Consider the following 21,815-nt stretch of genomic DNA (forward strand, 5'->3'; position numbering starts at 1 on the left):
CAGGCAGAAGTTTTACGCTCTGGTTTGTCCCGAGCCCAAAACTATATATTTATAACTTGTTAATTCTTTTAATCCCATCGGTCCGCGGGCATGCAGTTTTTGTGTACTGATGCCGATTTCAGCTCCAAAGCCAAATTCAAAACCGTCGGTAAACCTGGTGGAGGCGTTGTGATAAACTGCGGCGGCATCAACAGAACGCAGGAAGATATCGGCATTTTCCCGGTTGTCGGTGACAATGGCTTCCGAATGACCGGTGCCGTATCGCTGAATATGGGCGATGGCCTCGTTTAAATCGTTGACTACTTTTACTGCGATTATCGGGGCGAGAAATTCCCACTCCCAGTCACTTTCCGTTGCCGGTTCGACATCATTAGCCAGTTTTTGTGTTTGTCCGCAACCCCGTACCGTGACACCTTTGGCTTTAAGCGCCTCAATTGCTTGCGGCAACCAGGGGGCGGCTATTTTTTGATGTACCAGCAATGTTTCAGCGGCGTTGCAAACACCGTAACGTTGACATTTAGCATTGAGGAGGATATCCAATGCCATTTGCGGGTCCGCATCTTGGTCGATATAGATATGGCAGTTGCCCACGCCTGTTTCAATTACCGGTACGGTGGCATTTTGCACCACGCTCTGAATTAAGCCGGCACCGCCCCGCGGGATTACTAGGTCAATCAGGCCCTTTAATTTCAGCAGCTCATTGACATCTGCCCGGTCAGTGCTGTCTACCAATTGCACTGCCGCGGTTGGAACATTTGTTTTTGCCAAGGCTTTTTTTGTCGCCTTTACCAGCGCCCGGTTGCTGTTCAGTGCGGTGGAACTGCCGCGCAGTATCACGGCACTGCCGGCTTTTAAACATAGTGCGGCAGCATCTACCGTAACATTGGGCCGGCCTTCATAAATGATTCCCACCACTCCGATTGGCACCCGTACTTTATTTATTTTCAGGCCGTTGGGGCGGGTCCAACTTTCAATCACTTCACCTATGGGATCCTTTAGCGCCGCTATCTGGTGAATTCCTTCAGCTATGTCGTTTAAACGGGATTGATCCAGCGCCAGCCGATCCAACAGCGGTTCAGGAAGGCCGGATTTTTTCCCCTTTTGCAAATCCAAAGCGTTGGCTTGAATAATTTCTTTGCTGTCGGCAATGAGCTGGTCTGCAATGTAATTTAAGGCTTGGTTTTTCGCTGCCGGCTGTAGACGCGCTAATTCACCGGCAGCTGTTTTGGCATGAACTGCCAGTTCTTTTACTAATGACATTTGACATCCATCCTTTCACAAACTAACCAATCACGGTTAACAACTTCTAAATTGTGCCGTTGTTTACCGGCAATTAGGCGCAGATCTTGAGAGGACAGGTTGCTTATACCCTTGCCTAAAAGCTGGTTATGCTCGCTTTTTATATTGACCGCACTGCCGGCCGGGAAAGTCCCATGCACATCAAGAATGCCTACGGCCAGCAGGCTTTTTTTATGGTGCAAAATCGCCTGGGCGGCGCCTTGGTCTACAACAATGGTGCCTTTAGGTACACTGCCAAAGGCCAGCCATTGTTTGCGGCTGCAGAGTGCCTGCTGGGCCGGTTCAAAGCGGGTGCCCAAATGTTTGCCACGGGCGATAGCAATTATGTTTTTCGGATTTTGGGAATCGGTAATAATGGTACGTATGCCGCTGCGGGCGGCAATGCGGGCAGCCGCCAGTTTGGTGCGCATACCGCCGGTGCCGACTGCACTGCCCCTTCCTCCGGCAATTTGTTCTAATTTTTGATCTATTTCTTTTACTACCGGAATCAGTTTGGCGTTTGGTTCTTTGCGCGGATCGCCGCTATATAAACCTTTGGTGTCGGTGAGGATTACCAACAACTTGGCACCGACCAAACCGGCCACTAAGGCACTTAAAGTGTCGTTATCACCGAATTTTATTTCGGCAAAGGCCACACTGTCGTTTTCATTAACTATTGGCAGTACGGAATGGGCCAACAGTAAATTAATGGTGTTGCGGGCGTTAATATAGCGCTTGCGGTCGGCCAAATCCTCTCGGGTTAAAAGAATTTGTGCCGCTTTAATACCTATCTGTTGCAGCAGTTTGTTGTACTGTTCCATGAGCAAACACTGCCCTACAGCTGCTGCCGCCTGTCTTTCCGGCATGGTTAAGTTGCTGCCGTGCCAACCCAAATGATTTAAACCTGCGGCCACAGCGCCGGAAGAAACCAATACCGGTTGCCAGCCAAGTTGTTGTAATTCGACAATACTTTGGCATAAGCAGGCCATTTTCCCGGTATTTAGCGCACCTTTACTGTCTGTTAAGCTGCTGCTGCCAATTTTAATTACCATTCTCTGTGCATGTGCCAACTTGCTTCCCTCCAAGAACTAAATGACAAGAAAATAAAAAACTCCTTTTGTCCTAAGGACGAAAGGAGCCTCTTTCGCGGTACCACCTTAATTAATGTGCCAGGCACATTCACTCTTGTGCCCTTTATCGGGGGCAGCCGGTTAGGTTAAATCCCTAACTGCTCCGGAGTGGGTAATAAGAATTGCGCTGAAGCACCTTGCAGCCTAAGGGTGCTCTCTCTGAGCAGCGGCAAAATTCTTATCTGTCTCCTTCATGGCATTTGAGTTTGGTTTTTAACGCCTATTATAATCAGCCTCTGATAATATTGCAAGGGTAATTATATATATTCACCAGGAAAAAAATGCAAAATAATGTCAGCTAATTTGTTAAACGCATTTAACAATATCTTTGGCCCTTTTAGGTCAAAATAAAAACATTAAATAAGTTTAAGGAGGTTATTAAATGGCTGAACGCAATCATGATTTAAATCCCGTAGTTCACCGTCCCAAATTGCGGGAGGATTTGCACCGACCGGTGGGGTCACCTCAACCGCGGGAAATAAAATCGCAAAAAGCCCAGCTTAAGAGTACCCACCGCCATGGCGCAAGCAAAGGTGTTAAGTTGGGGATGGCTGCCAAAATAGGTTTGAAAGAGGATGAATAACATAAGGCTGATTAAAAAGGAGGCTGAAGCACAACAAGCTTATGGTGCTTCAGCCTTTTATATCCGTTGGTGATAAGACTGTTGGTTAATTAATTTTACTGTTCATTTTTAGCAGCTAAGGCTGCATGCTGTTTACCCTTGGCTTCTTTTTGTTGTAATTCTTTTTTGCGTCTTTTACTTTGGGCCGCCAATTTTAAAAGAGCTTTTTTCTCTCCCGCCAGCATAAGGGTATCACCGGATTTAATTACCGTTGACCCGCGAGGGGTAATTATCTTATTACCTCGTTTAATCATCACGATTAATACATCGGATGGAATATCCAGATCCATAATTGTTTTATCTGCCATTATACTTCCTGGGTTAACTTTAATATCTAACAGCTTAGCATGAATTTCTCCCGAGTAATCGGTAAAAGTTTTTAATACGGTTTCTTCAGTACTGACCAAGTTAAGTTTTTTAGCAATAGGCATAAAAAAGGTTCCTTGTACTATCACTGACACTAAAGCGACAAAGAATATAGTGTTGAATATTTGTTCGGCTACTGCTATCCCGGCTGTTAAAGGATAGATAGCAAAAACAATGGAAGCAGCACCGCGGAACCCCGCCCAGGAAACCAGCAACTGATCTTTTACCGGTCGTTTAAAGAAAGTGAGAATGCAAAACATTGCCACCGGCCGGGCAATAAAAATGATAAATGCGGCGGTACCTATACCGGTTAATGCTACATCCAGCAAATGAGAAGGGAACACCAGTAATCCGAGAGTAAAGAAGAGAAGAATTTGCATCAGCCAGGATAAACCGTCAAAGTAACGTACTAAGCTTACTTTATGTGTCAGTTTAGTGTTACCCATAAGCAGACCGGCAATGTAGACAGCTAAAAAGCCGTTGCCTGATAGTAAGTCAGCACTGGCATATGCTATCAAAGCAGCACTAATTACCAGAATGGAATAAAGACCTTCAATATCAAGCTTAATGCGGTTGATCAGCCAGACAGCAGTTTTAGCTACTGCAATACCGGCTGCTGCCCCAATTATAAACTGGATGAGCAAAAGCAGAAGAAAATTTTGTTCGCTGCCGGCAGTGAGCATACCTAAGAAAGCGATTGTTAACATGTAGGCCATCGGGTCGTTTGAGCCGCTCTCCATTTCCAGCAGCGGTGCTAAGTTATTCTTAAGATTAAGTTTATTTGAACGTAGAATAGAGAATACTGACGCGGCGTCAGTTGAGGAGACGATTGAGCCAAGCAGCATTCCTTCAAGAAGAGTAAGGCCAAGCGCGAAATGAGCAAAAAAACCAATTAACAGTGCGGTTAAAGCAACACCAAGTGTTGCTAAAATTCCGGCTTGAAGGGCTACTGGTTTGGCAGTTTTCCAGTTAGTGCTGAAACCGCCCGAAAACAAAATAAATAAAAGTGCTAAATTACATATTTCCTTTGCCAGTTCGGAATTATCAAAATAAATTCCTCCCGGCCCTTCCGAGCCCATCAGCATACCAATAGCCAGAAAAACAATCAGCGTGGGTATGCCAAAGCGGTACAAAATTTTGCTGGAAAGGACACATATCAGTAATAGTACACCTGCTACCAACAATGCACTCATATAATTCCCCCAATGCTATAATGAAGTTTAAACTAAATATGGCAAATTGGCAAATAATATTCGGTTGTTTTTTGCTTCAGTTCATAATTATTAACAAACTAGCATATTCAATGATTCTTCACCTTAACATAACATCATTTCATATACATTATAACAGGATGTTTATGGCTTTGTATAGAACGTTTTTACTATCAAAGTCATCGAGGAGTGAAGTTAGTTGTCTGATATTAGAAAAATGTGGGAAGATTTAGGCTTAGATTTAGAAAAACACGATGAGTTTTTGTCTGCCGTTCCTGAACTGTATGGAGATATTTTTCTCAGTCAAAAAAAACGGCCGGCCGGGATGGCTTATTTTGACTCCGTCATGGCGGAAGTTCACGGCTTAAGAGTGAAAGAACTGGTGGATTTAAAAGATGAACATAAAAAAGTGGTTGCCACTTTCTGCGTGTTTGTGCCGGAAGAGCTGGTACTGGCCACCGGCGGGGCCTGCATCGGCCTTTGTGGCGGTGCGCAGTATTCCGTGCCCATTGGCGAAAAGGTACTGCCCCGTTCTTTATGCCCGCTGATTAAGTCATCTTTGGGCTTTAAGTTAGGCGGCTTGTGCCCTTATTTTGAAGTGGCCGACTTTGTGGTTGGGGAAACCACTTGTGACGGCAAAAAGAAGGCTTGGGAAATTTTAAATGAGTACCATCCTACTTATGTGATGGAATTGCCCCAGAAAAAGGATGAAGCGGACAGGCAGTTGTGGCTTAAGGAAATTTATAAGTTCAAAGAAAAAATGGAGGCTGAATCCGGGGTGGAGATTACACCGGAAAAGCTTAGTGCCGCGGTTAAAGTGGCCAACGACCGCCGCCGGGCACTGCAAAGATTATACAACACCCGCAAAAACAAGCCGGTGCCAATCAGCGGCCGCGATGCCATGCTGATTACTCAGCTGGCCTTCTTTGATGATCCGGTCCGCTTTGCTGAAAAAACCAATGCCCTTTGTGATGAATTAGAAGCAATGGTTGCTCAAGGTGAAGGGGTGGCGCAAAAGGATGCACCGCGCATTTTGATTACCGGAACACCGATGCCGCTGCCCAGCTGGAAAATGCACAACATTATTGAAAAATGCGGTGGGGTGGTGGTGTGTGAAGAATCATGTACTGGTACCCGCTACTTTGAAACTTTGGTCGATGAAACACCCACATCATTATCGGAACAGTTAGAGGCAATAAGCCAACGGGCTTTAAATATTAACTGTGCTTGCTATACTCCCAATAGCGGTCGCATTGACGATATCTTACGTTTAGTAAAGGAATATCAAGCTGACGGGGTAATATATTATTCCCTGCAGTTCTGCCAGACTTACGGTATTGAGTACTATGCCGCTGAAAAGGCGCTGCGGGAAGCGGGAATTCCGGTACTGCGTATTGAAAGTGACTACAGTGACGAAGATACCGGCCAAATTCAAACCCGTGTAGAAGCCTTCTTGGAGATGATTAAAGGTTAACATGATTACAGCCGGAGTAGATGTAGGTTCCACAGCTGCCAAGGCTGTGTTGTTAAAGGGAAGGCAAATTTTAAGTCAGGCGATGATACCTACCGGCTGGAGTCCCGGCCGGGCCGGCAAAGATGTCCTGCAGCAAGCGCTGGCAAAAGCCAATGTTAAAGCAAGTGAAGTTAAAAAGATTGTCGGCACCGGTTACGGCCGCGTAGCTTTGAATTTTATCGATCAAGCAGTCACTGAAATTACCTGTCATGCATTGGGCGCTAATTACTATTATCCCGAAAACAGTATGGTTATTGATATCGGCGGCCAGGACAGCAAAGTAATGCTGGTAAACAAAAGGGGCAAAGTGCTGAACTTTGTGATGAATGACAAATGTGCCGCCGGTACCGGACGCTTTTTACAGGTAACGGTAAACGGTTTGGGTTTAGAATTGGCTGAGTTGGATGAACTGCCGGCAGCGGAACCGATTAACTTGAGCAGTATGTGCACCGTATTTGCCGAGTCAGAAGTAATTAGCTTACTGGCTGCCGGGGCGGCCAAAGAAAGAATTGTGGCCGGATTGTTTAAATCAATTGCCAAGCGTATTGCCGCTATGGCCGGCACAATGCAGATACCTGCCAGAGTTACTTTTACCGGCGGTGTTGCTCAAAGCCGTCAGCTTCGTGAAATGTTGGCAAAAGAACTGCAAACTGAAATTGACGTGCCACCCTATCCGCAGTTTACCGGCGCCTTGGGTGCCGCCATTGCGGCCCAACGATAATGCATGTAGTGCTGAAGCACAACAAACTGTAGTGCTTCAGCTTTTTTATATTTTTTATATCAGTTGGGCATTTGTTCAGTACACAGTCAGTCAGTTGGTCAGCGGACAGTTGACAGGGAATGCAAGAAGCGGTTGTTGCAAGGGTAGCGGAAAAGAGCGTCGCCGGCTTGTTTTAGGGCTTAGCGGCGCTTTTGTTGTTTAATAAATAATTTTGTGCAGATAATTTAACATGCCAACGTTTTTTCCTGTAACAAGCTGTTAGTTTTAATCGTTATTAATAGTGAAATAACCGGCCGGAAGAAAGTAGGTGTAAACATTGTGAATTTTGTTGAACAACTGGAAGAAGCCAAAAAAGGTGACTTAAAATCAATTGAACAGGTCTGTTCAGCCACCTGGGAACCTTTGTATCGATTTATTTATTTAAAAGTGCAAAACCGGGAGGAGGCTGAAGATATTACTCAAGAAACCTATGTAAAAACCTTGACTTACCTGCAGAAACATAAAACTCAACCGGACAATTTCTTCAGTTTTATGAAAACCGTTGCCCTAAACCTGGTGCGCGACTGCTGGCGGCAGAAAAAGCGCCGCGGTACTGCGGTAAACATTGCTGAAATTTATACGGAAAAAACAGCGGTAATGGATAGCCAGGATGAAATTGCCCTGCGCCTGCAGCTGGAAAAGGCGCTGGCAGAGTTAAATTCTAATCAACGTACGGTTTTGGAATTGAGAATTATTAAAGGTTACTCGGTAGCGGAAACGGCAAAAATGACGGGAAAAACCGAAGGGGCGGTACGCACTGCTCAATACCGCGCCTTGCAGGCTTTAGCCCGCATTTTAGACAGCTACGAGCAGTAGGGAGGGATAAAAATAATGAACAATTCCCAAAAAGAAAAAATGATTTCGGATTATATCGATGCCTTAAACGAGGAAAAGGATCCGGAAAAAATATTGAGAACCACCGACGACCCGGAATTGGCAAAGCTTTTTTCAACTGTTCGCAAGGTACGCACTTTAAGAGAACCTGCCATGCCTGAACATAATTTTCCGCAACGGCTGGCGCAAAAGGTAGCTGATAAACTGCCAAAAAACAAACCCAAAAAACGTATGTTTTTGCCGGCTGTGGCACTGGTAGCAGGGATATTTTTGTTTGCCCTGTTGATCAGTTGGCCGGGCATATTTAACCATGACGTGGTTTACGCCATGGAAAAGGCAGTTGCCCAATTAACAAGTTATCACGGAACGATGGAAACGCGCTCGCAAAATGCGGCCGGTGAAGAGTGGATGGTATCTCGCGTAGAGTTTTGGGTAGAAGGAGATAAGTATGCGGTGCGGCAGGACGACGGCACGGTAACCGTTAATAACGGGGAGCAAAAATGGCAGATTCGTCCGCAAAGCAATGAAGTAGCTTTGCTGCCGGTAGCACCCGACCCCACTGGCGAGGTATTTGATTTGCGGGACGAAGCTAAACGAGCTAAGCAATATCCCCATAAGGTTGTGGGAACAGAGAAGATTGCCGGGCGCGAGGCAGTAAAACTGGAAATATCGCCACCGGGGGGGCTAAAGTATTATTTATGGATAGACACTGAAACCAATCTGCCCATTCAATTGCAAACGGCAATGCAAAAAGCTTTGCAGACTACTTATACTTTTGTGAAATTTGAACCCAATATTAACATTGATCCTAAAATCTTTGCTTTTCAACCGCCTAAAGGGTATACGGTAGTGGAAAAAGATCCCGGCCAGCTGGTGGCCGGCATCGAGGAGGCGGCGGCCATCAGTGGGTTTACACCGCTCCTTCCCCAAGAGGCTCCCAATCGGATCATTGCCTTTGAAGATAAAATAGTGCTGGATTACGGCGACACTACCATTGTAGAAACAGTCCCGCAAGGCGATTTTCAGCCGGCAGCCAATGCCGCCTTAGGTTCCGCAGCCGGCGGTCCGCTGGAAGTGTTGTGGGAACAGCTGCGCTGGCGACAGGATGGCCTGGAAATTCAGGTTGAAGGACGGCAGCGAGTGGAATTAGCCCGGCAGATTACCGCCGATCTTAAGCTTCCCGACGGCAGCATTAGTTTGGCAGATAAAGCAGAGGTAAAAGTTGAAGTAGACATGGCGGTGGAGAAAGCCAATCAGCAGCAGGTAGATGCCGGCAGCAGCCCTTGGCAGTTGGATCCCATGCAGGTGGCACTTACTTTTGTCAACTTGCAGGTTACTCCGGAAGGAATTGTCGGTGAGCCAACAATTCCCATGTCAGCCTTTAAACTTACATCTAACAATGGCTTAGAGGCGGTAGTAGAGGTGGCTGACGGTCCGGTAGAGCGGGTTTATCTCAAGCGACTGCTACGTCAGGATGAATCCGGCATTTGGACAGTTGTCGGTTATGATCGGCGCTGATAACATAAAATGCACCTAAACAACAAACCCGGGGGGCTGTACCGTCCCCCGGGTTTGTTTAACTTGCAGTACTAATATTTAATCCCCGGGTCACCGGCCATTGAGTTGACGGTACCTCTGGGGTAAAAAACATTATAATGGCTTAGTACCGGTTCGGAGTTTTGTTCGGCGACTTTCGGAAAAATAAACAGCAGCTGGTATTTTTCATTAACTTGGTAAACCAGCATATCTTCGGTAGTATAGTGATGAGTGTTGTCCGGCGGTCCTAAAACTTCTTTTACCTTAGACATGGTAACTTGTTGAAGAATATTATCTTGACATCTTACATCGAAAATTTGCGAACCCTTGTTATAGCCAAAAGTGACTTTTTGTTTGGTGTAAGTAGCATATGTGCCTTTAGCTGCTGCAATGTAATTTTCATGGGTGGGGTTGCCCCATTCTTTTTTTACGGTATCTATTACCGTCGTTTCTACAGGAAATTCACAATTAATAATCTTTCCTTGCCGGGCCTTTTGAAAAATTTGCCATACCAAGTCTGCCAGTTCATCATTTTGCTGTTTGTCAGTTGTTTCAATTGGTTCTTTATTTGTGTTCCGCTCAGTTTGTTTTTCTGCTGCACACCCCACAGCTACGGTTAAAATTAAACAAAGCATTAAAACGAGCAGTTTTTTAAAAATACTTCCACCTCCCCATAAAACAGTTTCATCTATATGACTTGTTAGCAGGGGAAAAGGTTGCGCTGATTGTTAAAAAATTATAGATTATATGCGAATTTCATGGTAATGTTCCAACAATAACTCCACCCAAGTTCTGTCTAACTCATTTTGTTTGGCCATTTCCACCAGTATTTGTTCTACTTTGTGGCGGGGCAGGCTATGTCGGTAGGGGCGGTTTTCTACCAGTGCGGCAAAAACATCGCTTACTGCCAGCAAGCGGCTGCCGGCATCTAAGCCGGAGGCGTCTATTTTAAACGGATAGCCCTGACCGTTAGGCTTTTCATGATGATAAGCGGCCCAGCATTTAATGGTTTCAAATCCGTCTAACATATCTAAAATTTGATAAGTGTAGTAAGTATGCCCTTTAATAATGTTGTATTCTTCAGCTGTCAGCCGACCGGGTTTTTCTAAAATTTCTTCCGGTATGGCCATTTTACCCAAATCGTGCAGCAAACCGGCCACCCGCATTGCCCGACATTGCTCATCGGTAAAACCGGCCAGCTTCGCCAGCCTGCCGCTAACAGCGGCTACCAGTCGGGAATGCCGATGGGTAAAACTGCTTTTGGCATCTATTACCCGGGCAAACACCTCGCTGATACTTAATAAATCTTCAATATAAACATTTCTTGGCGCCACATCTATATTAGCTTTCAAAATCAAATCTACGCGGTTGTTTACTATGTCTAACCAAAAGCTTTCTCTTTCTGACAGTTTTAGCAGCACATCCACCAGCGTGGGGTCAAACACTACACCTGACAGAGGTTTTATCTGCCCGATAATGTGCTTGCGCTGCTGTAAAATATGGGTATTTTCATTAATTAACACGTCAACCCGATCGGCGAGATGAATAATTCTGGCAGCTAGGGGAATACTGCTACCCCTTAAGCCGGTACTATTTCCTCCAATCCAACGGTCGTGATGGCATAAGATAATTTCCGCCTGCGGCTTTAAAAGCGGTGAAGACTCAGCCAACTGATAGCCGCGCCGGCAGTGATCAAAGGTGTTTTTTACTTCAAACTCAGCTAATTTACTTTTTTCATTAAAGGTGCTGACCCCCAGATCATGGATTAATGCCGCGCAAACTAATTGTTCCCTTTCTTCCGCACTCATGTCCAGCTGACGGGCAATTTGCATGGCCATTAACGCTACCCGCACATGATGACGCAGGATACCCTGCCTGTTGAAATCTAAAGCCATGGATAGAGAGATTAAAAGCTTATAAAAATCAATTACCAAAACTGACAAAACTATCAGCCCTTTCTCCTTTGTAGGGACATTTTTTTGCTTATTCGCTAGTTGGCTATATTTTTCCTTTTAAAAAGATTGTGAACTAAACCGCTTAGTTTTTTATACAGATGGGGTTTAGCTTGTCATTCGCACAGGCAGATATTATAATATAGGCATTAAAATGAATTAAAATTTCAATGAGGTGCAAAATGAGGCAAGTGTTTTTTAACTAATCTAATTAAATACTTTTAAACAGCGTACATCGCTCCCAGGGAGTAGTGCGCTTTTTTACGAGATGATAGTTAAAAAACACATCAAGCCTTATACAAATTATTAATAAAAGCTATAACAAAAAGTTATAGCCTTAAATTAGTATGCTTACTGCAGCGGCACGCTTGAGTGTTTGCTGCATTTTTGTTTTTTGCTGTCATCTCAATCAATTCAAGGAGATGATACAATGAATTTGTACTTTCATGGACTGTATAAAAGCTATGGCGGCAAAACCGTTCTTGCCAATATTAGCGGGGCAATTAACGGTAAAGATAAAATCGGTTTGGTGGGAGTAAACGGCATCGGTAAAAGCACACTGGCGGAAATTTTAGCCGGTCGCAAAGCAATGGATAGCGGTGAAATTGAGTATAGCCCTGCTGATGCCCGCATTTTATATATTGAGCAGTATCCGAAATTTGCTGCCTGCATGTCGGTTTTTGATGAAGTTTACCGGATTGCATGGCAAGAGGAAAAAAGTCGGCAGGATGTAACAACAACAGTGAAGAAGGCTCTCAATCAAGTGGGTTTAAAAGAAGAAAAATGGGGGCAGCAGGCACAAAACTTAAGCGGTGGAGAAAGGACAAAATTATCACTCTGCCGGGCGTTGGTGAGGGATTTTGATTTATTGATTCTTGATGAACCCACCAACCACCTTGATATAGAAAGCAGCCATTGGGTGGAACAATTTGCCCAAAGCCTTAAAAAACCGCTGCTAGTAATCTCCCACGACCGCTATTTTCTTGATCAGGTTGTCAATAAAATTTGGGAATTAACGGAACAGGGTTTAAAAGTATATGAGGGCAATTATTCTGCATATAAAAAGCAAAAAGAAATTGAACTGGCCAATATGACCAAAGAATACAATAAGCAGCAAGCCAAGATTCAGCAACTGAAAGCAGAGATTAACGAAAGGGCCAACTGGTATCGAAGGGCCCATAAAGGTGCCGGAAAAAATGATTATTATCGCTCTAGAGCTAAAAAACATGCTAGGGTGCTCAAGGCGAAGCAAAAGGAACTGGAAAAAATTGAAAAGGTGAAGATAGATAAACCTAAAAAGCCGCTTTCCCCCGCTTTTGAAGTAATCAATAAAAATATATTAGGTAAAAAACTGCCACAATTTTTGGTTCAGGGAAAGAACTTAACCAAATCTTTTGGCGAAAAGCTAGTGTTTAAAGATGTTTCATTTAATATTAGGCGCGGCGATAGGATTGCCCTGATTGGGCCAAACGGTGCCGGCAAGACTACTTTATTAAAAACAATTTGCCAATTGGAGAAAAACTACAGGGGAACGATTAACATTAATCCCTCTGTAAAAATTGGCTATTTTGCTCAACAGCTGGAAAATTTAAATCAGCAGGCCACTGTTTTAGAAGATGTATTGACTGTTGAGACCACTGCAGCAGAAGCGAGACTTTTATTAGCATGTTTGCTTTTCCGCGGGGATGATGTTTACAAAAAAATTGCCGATCTAAGCATGGGGGAAAAAGGCAGAGTTGCTTTCGCCAAGCTGATTTTATCGGGTGCCAATTTGCTTGTGCTGGATGAACCAACCAACTATATGGATATTGTATCAAAGGAAAGAATTGAAGATACACTGGAAGAGTATAAAGGAAGCATTCTGTTTGTTTCCCACGACCGATACTTAATTGACCGCTTGGCCAATCGGATTTTTGTCATTGCAGATCAAAAATTACATTGTTATGAGGGCAATTACCGTTATTATTTATCAAAATACAGTGAACAGCAAAAAAGAAAAGAGCTGGGTAATGAATACCGCAGCTTGACAAACAGCATAAGAAAGCTGGAATGTGAACTGGCCTTTTTAAGCGGTAAGCTGAATGAAGAGTTAGAGGAAGAGGAGAAAGAAAAGTTAAATGCAAGGTTTTTGACGATTGCCGAACAGCTTAGACAGAAAAAAGAAAAATTAAATAAGCAGAAATGAGAACCCATACTTCCGTCATAACCGGATGTCACGCCAATTTTTTTTTATTTTAAATAAAAACTTAGAGGAAAATTTCACAAAGTGGCGAACATTAAAGAAAAAGTGAGGGAGCGTCATGAACGAGCAAATACTGGAATACTTTAAAAATGATCGGTTTGCTGCCCATAATGGCATCAAACTGGTTAAAGCTGAGCCCGGGTGGGCGGTAACGGAAATAGATGTTACAGAAATTCATATGAATGCATTAAACATGATTCAAGGCGGGGTAATCTTTACTTTAGGCGATTTTGCTTTTGCCGCAGCGTCAAATGCCGCAGGCCAAGTAACGGTCGGAATTAATGCCCATATATCGTATTTTAAAGAATCCAAGGGAAAAAAGCTAATTGCCGAAGCAAAAGAAGTTTCATCTTCTAATAAACTTACTAACTATCATGTCAATGTTTATAATGAACATAAAGAGCTAATTGCCCAGCTGCAGTTTACCGGCTATCGCAAAAAGACTTCACTTTCATTTGCTTAAAATGAAGCATCTGTCCTTATCGGCATTGCCAAAAAATGAGGTAATTTTTACCCACACCCGAGGTTTGGCGAAGTAGACTTTTCTTTAAGCACCTTGTCGCATAACGGTAATTTTTGTGCCTGTGAGTAAAGGGGGAATTGTGGTGTATTTTCCGGTTTCGGGAGTAGAGGTTTTTCCGCTAATACCGCCGCTTTTGGCATTGATAATTTCATCTTTAACTGCATCTGCCGGGGTATCAGGAGCTTTTCTGCTGCTGCCTTTTCAGGTCAGTGTTTTAAACTTTACCAGCCCGGCAGTCAGCCCCACTAACTTGATTTACAACATTGTAGCTATTCCTGGTGGTTTATACCGTTACATTAAAGAGGGGCGCATGGCTTGGCCGTTGACATTGGCGGTGGTGATTGGTACGCTGCCCGGTGTATTTCTCGGCGCCATAATCAGAATTAAATACCTGCCCGATCCTAAATCATTTAAACTGTTTGTCGGTTTGGTATTACTCTATTTAGGCTATCGCTTATTATCCGAAATAATGGGTTGGAATAAGCAACTTAAAGAACGCAATAAAGCAATGAATGAGAAATTTGCCGAGCAGGTGGCTAAGTTAAAGGAGCAGAACATCAGTCGTTTAAATGCCGGTTTGCCGCCGGAGGCGGTGGTGAAAACCAAAAGTGTTTCCTTGAAAAAAGTTGAGTATGAATTTTGGGGTGAAACCTATTCCTTTGGCACCATGACTATTTTTACCTTGGCACTGGTGGTAGGTATAATTGGCGGTATTTACGGCATTGGGGGCGGTGCTATTATCTCACCGTTTTGTGTGGCTATATTGGGCTTGCCAATTTATACCGTAGCCGGGGCATCACTGGCGGGTACTTTTATTACCTCTATCGTCGGCGTGATTTACTACCATATACTTGCCGTTTCGTCATTTGCCGCAAATCAGGCTGTTGCCCCGGACTGGGCGTTAGGTGTGCTTTTTGGAGTCGGCGGCTTATTAGGTACCTATATCGGAGCTTATGTACAAAAATTTTTGCCGGATAGAATCATTAAAATCATTTTGGTGGCGTTGATTTTGTTCCTGGCACTAAGTTATATCGGACAGTTTTTCTTAAGCTAAAAACAAAAACAGTCCAAGGGCGTTTATGCTCTTGGATTTTTTTATTAATGCATTTGCATTGCCTAATGCTATATCAATCCTTCCTTAATAGTGCATAAAAACTAAAATAAGTTAGATAATAATTTGTAACATTTTTAAGGAGGGATTGCCGATGACTTTAAACTTATCGCAAAAAGAATATATGTTGTTACAAGATCAAAAAAGACACGAAGAGCTTTGCATACAAAAGTATCAAGCCTATGCGCAACAGGCGCAAGATCCACAGCTCAAACAGTTATTTAACACGCTCGCTCAACAAGAGCAGCAGCATTTAGATACCGTAAATCAGTTATTGAGCGGTCAGGTTCCTAATCTACAGCAAGGTCAGAGTCAAAGTGGTAACCAACAAAACCAATATATCAATAACGCTCAAAATGCAGCTCCGGGCAAAGCCAGTCAAAATGATATTGACCTGTGCAACGATATGCTTATTACTGAAAGATACATTTCCGGTACATATGATCAGACAATTTTTGAAACAACCAATAGCAATGTTCGCCAAGTGTTAAACCACATTCAAAAAGAAGAGCAGCAGCACGGAGAGGCTATTACCAACTACCTGCAGAGTCAAGGCATGTATAATATGCAGTAATACTTTTTAAAATTTAAAGGGGTTTACGCAAAAATTAAGTGTTTCAGCTTTTTTATAAGGGCCGGTTTCTATGCCGGCCCCTTTTGTGTTAGTAGCCGGTTATCAGCAGACAGTTAGGCAGGTAATATAAGGAACGGCCCCCGGCAATGTATAAAAATTTATCAAATTATAAAAACTCAAGGCAAATTACTGCCGTAAATGTTATTATAGAAATATATTTTCTACCACAATATACCATAACCAACTTATAGGAGGCTGAAATATGACTTATAATGCAGTAGTTATCGGTGGAGGACCTGGTGGCTATGTCGCCGCAATTAGAATAGCTCAATTGGGGGGAAAAGTAGCGGTAGTTGAAAAAGAAAAACTGGGCGGCACCTGTTTAAACAGAGGTTGTATTCCTACAAAAGCATTGATTGCCGCAGTGGAGAAATTAAAGGCAGTAGAAGATGCTGCCGCTTTCGGCATTGAAGTGAGCAGTCCTAAGGTTAACTTTGATAAAGTACAAGCCAGAAAAGAGGCAGTTGTAGAAAAGTTAGTCAGCGGCATTAATTATTTATTTAAAAAAAATAAGGTTGAGCTTATTAGCGGCACCGCCAAAATTAAAGCTCCCGGCGTAGTGGAAGTAGTAGAGAACAACGGAAACAGGCTTGAATTACAATGTGCCAATATTGTCATTGCTACCGGCTCACGCCCGGCTTTAATTAAAGGGCTGGGCTATAACGGTACTACCGTGATCACCAGTGAAGAAGCATTAAATTTAAGCGAAATTCCCAAGAGCATGCTGATTATCGGTGCCGGTGTAATTGGCTGTGAATTTGCCCATATTTATGGCAGTCTGGGTACGGAGATTACGATGCTGGAAGCGGCACCAAGCATTCTGCCCAACCAAGATAAAGAAATTTCCCGCCGGATGCAGACCATCTTTAAAAAGAAAAAATACAGCGTTAAAACCAATGCCGTTATTAAGAAGGTGGCAGAAGTTGCCGGTGGCGTGCAAGCGGAGTTGGAAAGCGGCGAATTGCTCACGGCTGAAAAAGCACTGATTTCCATCGGCCGTACTCTTAATACGCAGAATTTGGGCTTGGAAGAGATTGGTATTGCCTTTGGTGATAAGGGCGAGATTTTAGTAAATGAGCAAATGAAAACCAACATTGACGGTATTTATGCTATCGGCGATGTGGTGATGAAGTATCAATTGGCTCATGTCGCTTCCGCCCAAGGTATTGTTGCTGCGGAAAATATAATGGGTAAGGAGGCTAAAATGGATTATAAGGCGGTGCCAAGTTGTATTTTCACTGATCCGGAAATTGCCTCAGTGGGTGTAACCGAAAAGCAGGTAAAAAAGCTGGGTATTCCGGTGAAAACCGGTAAATTTAACTTTATGGCTAATGGGAAGGCACTTAGTATGGGAGAAGCGGAAGGTTTTGTTAAAATTATAGCCCATGCGGAAACTGATGAAGTTTTAGGCGTACATATCATTGGCCCTCATGCTTCAGATTTAATTGCCGAGGCTACTTTGGCGGTAAATAACGGTCTTACTGTTAAAGAGCTGGCCGCTACCATACATGCGCATCCCACGCTGGCCGAAGCCATAATGGAGGCCTGCGAGAACGTACACAAGTTAAGCATCCATGGTTAGACCGCTGCAGAATAGTTTTAAGCAGTTAAAGAGCTGGTAACATATAAATAATTTTGAAAATAGAGGAATTAATTACACTTTATAGAATATTTAAATAATTATGTCATTAGAGAGAAGGGTCATAACAATGGATTTTATCCGGGAATTTAGAATTCCGGAAATTATATTTGGACGCGGCTCAATTGAACAGGTGGGCAATTGCGCTCTGCGAGTAGGGGCGGAAAAGGTTTTTTTAGTGACTGATCCGGGTATCATGGCAGCCGGGTGGGTTGACGCAGTGCTCCCTTATTTAAAAGAAGCCGGCGTTAAATATGAAATCTGGCATGATTTGACTCCCAATCCCAAAGACTATGAAGTGGAGCAAGCTACCAAAAGCTACCTGGAATCTAAATGTGATGCCATTATCGCTGTTGGCGGAGGCAGCTCGATGGATGTTGCCAAAGCCGTGGCGGTAATGGCCACTCATGAAGGTACTATTCATGATTACGAAGGCATAGACAAGATAACCAACCCCCTGCCCCCCATGATTATGGTTCCCAGCACTGCCGGTTCCGGCGCTGATGTTACTCAATTTGCCGTGGTGGTAGATTCCAGCCGTAAGGTAAAAATGCTTTTAATGAGCAGATCTTTAGTTCCGGATATTTCTATTACTGACCCATTAATTTTAACCACTAAAGACCCACAGCTTACTGCTTATACCGGTATGGATGCCCTGGCTCATGCCATAGAAGCATATGTTTCCATAGCAGCAAACTTTCTTACCGATTCCTATGCACTTGCGGCCATTCGCCTGATATCAGCATATTTGGGCAAATCTTATGCCAGCAAAACCAATCTGGAAGCCAAAGATGCCATGGCTAAAGCCAGTTTACTGGCGGCTATAGCCGCCTCCAATGCCTTGATTGGCGCGGTTCATGCTCTTGCTCACCAGGTTGGAGGGATGTTTAATTTACCCCACGGTATGGTGAACGCCATCTTGCTTCCTTATGTAATGGAATACAATTTACCGGCCTGTACTGAAAAATTTGCCGAAATTGCAAAAGCAATGGGGCAACCGATTAAAAATAAAAGCACCCATGAAGCGGCAAAGAGTGCAATAGAAGCGGTGCGAATATTAGCCGGTGAGCTGGGAATAGTAAATAATCTGTCAAAGGCGGGATGCAAGCTTACCGACGCAAGCCTGCGAATTTTAAGTGAAAACGCAGCTCGTGATAACAGTTTAATTAGTAATCCTAGGGATGCGGGTGTAGATGAAATTTGTGAAATACTTCGACGTGCAATTTAATTTGCGTAAGAAGGTGATTAAATGGCCTGCAGACTTAAAGCCACGAACAAAAAGCGGACCGTTTTAAGAAGAACTCAGCCAATTGACCTATACGCTGCCGGGCAATCAGCCAAAAGCAATTACTGTTACTACCCAACCGCTTTGATTACTAAAACCGCTGCTTTGGAAAGGCTGAGCGGAGTTAAAAGCTCCGGTAAAACCCATTACAGTGCTTTGAAAAAAAGCATTGCCGAGATGCAAAAATGCAACCTATACCTTACTAAATCACAAAGGGAAGTCGCCAATTTATATGAATTGTTAAAAAAGAAAGCGGACCAAACCTTGGCCATTCTTGAGGTTACGCGTGCCGTGAGCAATATTCTTCCGTTTGAACAAATTTTGCAAGAAACCAACCGCTTGGTTTCAAAATTGATGGGCTCAGTAAAGTGTTATCTGCTTGAGTTAAAAAAAGACAGCAAGATTTCTTTTCAACCTTATGTAGCCGGCGATTTAGGAGATGAATGCCTGAGCAAACTGAGTAATGAAAGCGCTGCTCGCTGGTCGGAATTGATAAAAAACAAAAAGCCCGTTCAGTTTAAAATCGACAGCGGCAATTTTTTAATAGTTCCCCTTGTTTCTCGCGGCAATATCATTGGGGTGTTAGCAATCAATCGCCGTACCGGTAGCAATTTTACGCCGGAAGAAATTGAACTTTGTGTGGGTATAGCCAACCCGGTAGCGGTAGCAATTGAAAACCGTACATTAGTGGAAAAGTTAAAACAAGAGAGTTTTCGTTTAAAAACCGCACTGTTTTCTCTAAAAATCACTTCCGACAATTTAGCAATGTTGAATAAAGGGGTAGAACCCATTTTGCAAGCCAGCGGAGAGGCACTGTTAAAAATTACCGATGCGGATTACGGAATAATTCTGGCAGGTGTCAAACCGACAGTGAGTTTGCATGTGCCTGATGAGATTCCGGAAAAAGAATGGCTTGATAACTACTTTTTCACCCGGCTCCATGAAATAACTAGTGAAAAGAATTTTTGCCCTTACGGAGCGAGAGAAATAAACCTGAAAAAAGTTTCAGAATTGTCTTTCTTAACCGAGCGCTACAGTTTTAAGCAAATGGTTATCTTCCCCATGATTACCAGAGAAAAAGTGTTAGGTTTATTTGTGCTGTTTTTTAAAGATTATTGCGCCGGCAGTTTTTGCCAATACAATTTACAGGTGTTAGCCAATCAAACGGCAATAGTTTTAGAAAACGCCAAGCTGTTTCAAGAAACCATACAATTGAAAGAACAGGCGGAAGCACATTATCAGCTGGCCTGTGCGCAAAAGGAACAGCTGGAAAAGAAGAACTTAGAGTTAAAAAACATGTATAATATACTCTTTAGCACCCGGGAAAAACAAATCATTACCCAAGAAAGAAACCGAATCGCCAGTGACTTGCATGATAATGTGCTGCAGATATTATTTGCCATAGGATTACATTTAGAATGGTGTTTTGAAAAACTTCCCGTGGATTCCCCGGTTTACGAAAAATTAAAAGATCTAAATCAATTAGTCAGTAAAGCGGTAAAAGAAATACGCAAGGTAGTTACGGAATTTAGCTCAACGGAGACGTCAGTTAGTTTGTATGACAGCATTAAAAGTTTGGTTGATGATTTAAACCAAGCCGGTTCGGTGCGGATTAATGTACAGGCAGTGGGCACAATACCTACTTTGCCGGTAGTTACCCGCAATATTGCTTATCGCATTGTGCAAGAAGGGTTGGTTAATGCGTTAAGACATGCTTCTGCTACCGTAATTGACATTGTATTGTCGTACGAAGAAGAAATTTTAAAAATAGCAATTAGAGACAACGGAGTGGGCATTAGTGAATCCGTTATGGATAGTTTAAATCAAGATAAAAATAAGTTTGGACTTAAAAGTATGATGCAGCGTGCCCAATATGTTAACGGCAAACTGGAAATTAACGGCTTAGATACCGGAGGTACTGAAGTTTTGGCGGAAATCCCAATAGGGGGTTGATTTGCAATGAATTACATTTCAATAATTATTGTTGACGACCATGAAATAGTGCGGGAGGGACTGCGCTTAACTTTACAAAACGAACCTGATTTTAAAATAGTCGGAGAAGCTGCCAACGGTAAAGAATTGTTAAAACAAATTAAAAATAGCGCGCCGGATGTCATTTTACTGGATGAACGCATGCCGGATGCCAGCGGTATTGACATTTGCCGCAGACTGACAAAACATAATCCCCATTTAAAAATAATTATACTAACGGCTCATGCCGAGCAAGAAGATTCGATAGTACAGGCAATGATGGCCGGTGCCAAGGGTTTTTTAATCAAGAATGTGGAAATATCCGAGTTAAAAAAAGCTATTCGTGCGGTAGCCAGAGGAGAGACGGTGATGGATTCTCAAGTTGCTGCCTGTATCGTTAATAAATTAAGACAGGCTAACAACCCAAAAAGTTTACCTGTACTAACCGAACAGCAACTAATTATAGCCAAGTTGGTAGCGGAAGGACTAACCAACAGGGAAATTGCGGAACAGCTATACCTCAGTGAAAACACCATAAAATTTCATATACAGAACATTATGCGCAAGCTAGAAGTCCATAACCGGATCGCTATGGTTGCTAAGCTGATCCAAGAAGGCATAATCTAACAGATACCTCCGGGAATTTAAGATAAAATTCCCGGTTTTTTTATTGGTTATTAAGTATTACCTACCTGAAAAATATAGTAACCGAAAAATCATTAGATGCTATCCGTTTTGGTTAATGGATTGTGTATAATAACAACCTTTTCTAGCAATGAAAAAACTACCGACCTTCATGGTGACAGAAATTAACAGAAGTGAAATAATTATTATAAAATTAAAAAAATTTAGTCGAGGAATTGTGTGAATTATTGATTTTAGTAATATACATGCTGAGAGATGGGGGGGAGATAGATGGGGGCAAGAGCGTACCTGATGGTTACAGTGGCGGAGGATGTTGGCAGGGAGCAGTTTGTACAAATACTGCGGGATTTAGAAGATATGCCGGAAGTAGATTTTGTCGATCCCGTTGATGGTATTTATGACTTGGTAATTATGATCGAAGCCCCGATTGACGTACAAACAGTGTCTCGTAAAATTGCCGCCCAGTCATGGGTTAAAGAGTTGCAAATATTAAGAATAGTCAGTCTCTTTGAACGGCACCGTACTTCAAAGAAAATTACCGTTGGATGTGGATAAGAGTAAAG

19 protein-coding genes and 1 other annotated feature are annotated in these 21,815 nt (G+C 43.1%); of the genes, 14 read left to right on the forward strand and 5 right to left on the reverse strand.

The genetic code is table 11. From position 1 onward, the window contains the following. Positions 1 to 12 precede the first annotated feature (12 nt). Both ACZ5NG_RS04730 and proB read right to left on the reverse strand, forming a co-directional pair. Positions 13 to 1,260 (reverse strand): glutamate-5-semialdehyde dehydrogenase, encoded by a 1,248-nt coding sequence (locus ACZ5NG_RS04730; protein WP_464252841.1) that lies wholly within the window; start codon positions 1,258 to 1,260, stop codon positions 13 to 15. Continuing rightward, a complete protein-coding gene (gene proB, locus ACZ5NG_RS04735) occupies positions 1,251 to 2,348 on the reverse strand; it encodes a glutamate 5-kinase (protein ID WP_464252842.1) in 1,098 nt (365 codons plus the stop codon). The genes ACZ5NG_RS04730 and proB overlap by 10 nt, the downstream gene beginning before the upstream one ends. A 51-nt stretch (positions 2,349 to 2,399) precedes the next feature. Continuing rightward, positions 2,400 to 2,612: a binding site (T-box leader), on the reverse strand. 178 nt (positions 2,613 to 2,790) lie between these two features. On the opposite strand from proB, the gene ACZ5NG_RS04740 reads away from it, so the two are divergent. Next, complete coding sequence (locus ACZ5NG_RS04740; protein ID WP_464252843.1) at positions 2,791 to 2,991, forward strand: hypothetical protein; 201 nt, start codon at positions 2,791 to 2,793, stop codon at positions 2,989 to 2,991. Between the two features lie 95 nt (positions 2,992 to 3,086). Here the strand turns inward: ACZ5NG_RS04740 and ACZ5NG_RS04745 are convergent, their stop codons facing one another. Beyond that, the gene (locus ACZ5NG_RS04745; RefSeq protein WP_464252844.1) at positions 3,087 to 4,589 is read right to left on the reverse strand and encodes a potassium/proton antiporter; all 1,503 of its coding nucleotides are present in this window, start codon (positions 4,587 to 4,589) and stop codon (positions 3,087 to 3,089) included. Positions 4,590 to 4,806: 217 nt separating this feature from the next. Between ACZ5NG_RS04745 and ACZ5NG_RS04750 the strand changes: the two genes are divergently transcribed. The 4 genes from ACZ5NG_RS04750 to ACZ5NG_RS04765 all read left to right on the forward strand — a co-directional run bounded on the left by ACZ5NG_RS04750 (position 4,807) and on the right by ACZ5NG_RS04765 (position 9,232). Beyond that, entirely contained in the window at positions 4,807 to 6,081 is a 1,275-nt protein-coding gene (locus ACZ5NG_RS04750) for a double-cubane-cluster-containing anaerobic reductase (RefSeq protein ID WP_464252845.1), read from the forward strand. Position 6,082: 1 nt separating this feature from the next. Then, positions 6,083 to 6,841: an acyl-CoA dehydratase activase gene (locus ACZ5NG_RS04755; RefSeq protein WP_464252846.1), complete on the forward strand. Its 759-nt coding sequence runs from the start codon at positions 6,083 to 6,085 to the stop codon at positions 6,839 to 6,841. Positions 6,842 to 7,159: 318 nt separating this feature from the next. Further along, entirely contained in the window at positions 7,160 to 7,696 is a 537-nt protein-coding gene (locus ACZ5NG_RS04760; RefSeq protein WP_464252847.1) for an RNA polymerase sigma factor, read from the forward strand. Between the two features lie 15 nt (positions 7,697 to 7,711). After that, a complete protein-coding gene (locus ACZ5NG_RS04765) occupies positions 7,712 to 9,232 on the forward strand; it encodes a sigma-E factor regulatory protein RseB domain-containing protein (RefSeq protein WP_464252848.1) in 1,521 nt (506 codons plus the stop codon). 71 nt (positions 9,233 to 9,303) lie between these two features. On the opposite strand, the gene ACZ5NG_RS04770 is transcribed toward ACZ5NG_RS04765, so the two are convergent. Together ACZ5NG_RS04770 and ACZ5NG_RS04775 are read right to left on the reverse strand one after the other, a co-directional pair. Further along, positions 9,304 to 9,885 (reverse strand): YjgB family protein, encoded by a 582-nt coding sequence (locus ACZ5NG_RS04770; RefSeq protein ID WP_464252849.1) that lies wholly within the window; start codon positions 9,883 to 9,885, stop codon positions 9,304 to 9,306. Positions 9,886 to 9,993: 108 nt separating this feature from the next. Beyond that, positions 9,994 to 11,193 (reverse strand): HD-GYP domain-containing protein, encoded by a 1,200-nt coding sequence (locus tag ACZ5NG_RS04775; protein ID WP_464252850.1) that lies wholly within the window; start codon positions 11,191 to 11,193, stop codon positions 9,994 to 9,996. Between the two features lie 439 nt (positions 11,194 to 11,632). Between ACZ5NG_RS04775 and abc-f the strand changes: the two genes are divergently transcribed. The 9 genes from abc-f (at position 11,633) to ACZ5NG_RS04820 (ending at position 21,807) form a co-directional block, all read left to right on the forward strand. Beyond that, positions 11,633 to 13,387 (forward strand): ribosomal protection-like ABC-F family protein, encoded by a 1,755-nt coding sequence (abc-f, locus tag ACZ5NG_RS04780; RefSeq protein WP_464252851.1) that lies wholly within the window; start codon positions 11,633 to 11,635, stop codon positions 13,385 to 13,387. A 115-nt stretch (positions 13,388 to 13,502) separates the two neighbouring features. Further along, positions 13,503 to 13,907: a PaaI family thioesterase gene (locus ACZ5NG_RS04785; RefSeq protein ID WP_464252852.1), complete on the forward strand. Its 405-nt coding sequence runs from the start codon at positions 13,503 to 13,505 to the stop codon at positions 13,905 to 13,907. 142 nt (positions 13,908 to 14,049) lie between these two features. Continuing rightward, a complete protein-coding gene (locus ACZ5NG_RS04790; RefSeq protein WP_464252853.1) occupies positions 14,050 to 15,021 on the forward strand; it encodes a sulfite exporter TauE/SafE family protein in 972 nt (323 codons plus the stop codon). A gap of 151 nt (positions 15,022 to 15,172) precedes the next feature. Further along, positions 15,173 to 15,652 (forward strand): spore coat protein, encoded by a 480-nt coding sequence (locus tag ACZ5NG_RS04795; RefSeq protein ID WP_464252854.1) that lies wholly within the window; start codon positions 15,173 to 15,175, stop codon positions 15,650 to 15,652. Between the two features lie 262 nt (positions 15,653 to 15,914). Next, positions 15,915 to 17,294 carry a dihydrolipoyl dehydrogenase gene (gene lpdA, locus ACZ5NG_RS04800; protein ID WP_464252855.1) on the forward strand — a complete coding sequence of 460 codons (1,380 nt, stop codon included), beginning with the start codon at positions 15,915 to 15,917 and terminating at the stop codon, positions 17,292 to 17,294. Positions 17,295 to 17,421: 127 nt separating this feature from the next. Further along, positions 17,422 to 18,579: an iron-containing alcohol dehydrogenase gene (locus ACZ5NG_RS04805; RefSeq protein ID WP_464252856.1), complete on the forward strand. Its 1,158-nt coding sequence runs from the start codon at positions 17,422 to 17,424 to the stop codon at positions 18,577 to 18,579. Between the two features lie 21 nt (positions 18,580 to 18,600). Then, positions 18,601 to 20,589, forward strand: coding sequence for a GAF domain-containing sensor histidine kinase (locus ACZ5NG_RS04810; RefSeq protein ID WP_464252857.1), 1,989 nt, complete (start codon positions 18,601 to 18,603; stop codon positions 20,587 to 20,589). Between the two features lie 6 nt (positions 20,590 to 20,595). Continuing rightward, on the forward strand, positions 20,596 to 21,234 hold the full coding sequence (locus ACZ5NG_RS04815) for a response regulator transcription factor (protein WP_464252858.1): 639 nt from the start codon (positions 20,596 to 20,598) through the stop codon (positions 21,232 to 21,234). Between the two features lie 288 nt (positions 21,235 to 21,522). Further along, a complete protein-coding gene (locus tag ACZ5NG_RS04820) occupies positions 21,523 to 21,807 on the forward strand; it encodes a hypothetical protein (RefSeq protein ID WP_464252859.1) in 285 nt (94 codons plus the stop codon). Positions 21,808 to 21,815: the final 8 nt, after the last annotated feature.

Source organism: Desulfovectis peckii (assembly GCF_055391705.1).

What these genes read in the sequence shown, in the direction of transcription:
- ACZ5NG_RS04745 (WP_464252844.1), bottom strand. Translation starts at nt 4,589, where the DNA reads ATGAGTGCATTGTTGGTAGCAGGTGTACTATTACTGATATGTGTCCTT.
- ACZ5NG_RS04795 (WP_464252854.1), top strand. Translation starts at nt 15,173, where the DNA reads ATGACTTTAAACTTATCGCAAAAAGAATATATGTTGTTACAAGATCAA.
- abc-f (WP_464252851.1), top strand. Translation starts at nt 11,633, where the DNA reads ATGAATTTGTACTTTCATGGACTGTATAAAAGCTATGGCGGCAAAACC.
- lpdA (WP_464252855.1), top strand. Translation starts at nt 15,915, where the DNA reads ATGACTTATAATGCAGTAGTTATCGGTGGAGGACCTGGTGGCTATGTC.
- ACZ5NG_RS04785 (WP_464252852.1), top strand. Translation starts at nt 13,503, where the DNA reads ATGAACGAGCAAATACTGGAATACTTTAAAAATGATCGGTTTGCTGCC.
- ACZ5NG_RS04740 (WP_464252843.1), top strand. Translation starts at nt 2,791, where the DNA reads ATGGCTGAACGCAATCATGATTTAAATCCCGTAGTTCACCGTCCCAAA.
- ACZ5NG_RS04820 (WP_464252859.1), top strand. Translation starts at nt 21,523, where the DNA reads ATGGGGGCAAGAGCGTACCTGATGGTTACAGTGGCGGAGGATGTTGGC.
- ACZ5NG_RS04815 (WP_464252858.1), top strand. Translation starts at nt 20,596, where the DNA reads ATGAATTACATTTCAATAATTATTGTTGACGACCATGAAATAGTGCGG.
- ACZ5NG_RS04770 (WP_464252849.1), bottom strand. Translation starts at nt 9,885, where the DNA reads ATGCTTTGTTTAATTTTAACCGTAGCTGTGGGGTGTGCAGCAGAAAAA.
- ACZ5NG_RS04810 (WP_464252857.1), top strand. Translation starts at nt 18,601, where the DNA reads ATGGCCTGCAGACTTAAAGCCACGAACAAAAAGCGGACCGTTTTAAGA.
- ACZ5NG_RS04805 (WP_464252856.1), top strand. Translation starts at nt 17,422, where the DNA reads ATGGATTTTATCCGGGAATTTAGAATTCCGGAAATTATATTTGGACGC.
- ACZ5NG_RS04765 (WP_464252848.1), top strand. Translation starts at nt 7,712, where the DNA reads ATGAACAATTCCCAAAAAGAAAAAATGATTTCGGATTATATCGATGCC.
- ACZ5NG_RS04755 (WP_464252846.1), top strand. Translation starts at nt 6,083, where the DNA reads ATGATTACAGCCGGAGTAGATGTAGGTTCCACAGCTGCCAAGGCTGTG.
- ACZ5NG_RS04730 (WP_464252841.1), bottom strand. Translation starts at nt 1,260, where the DNA reads ATGTCATTAGTAAAAGAACTGGCAGTTCATGCCAAAACAGCTGCCGGT.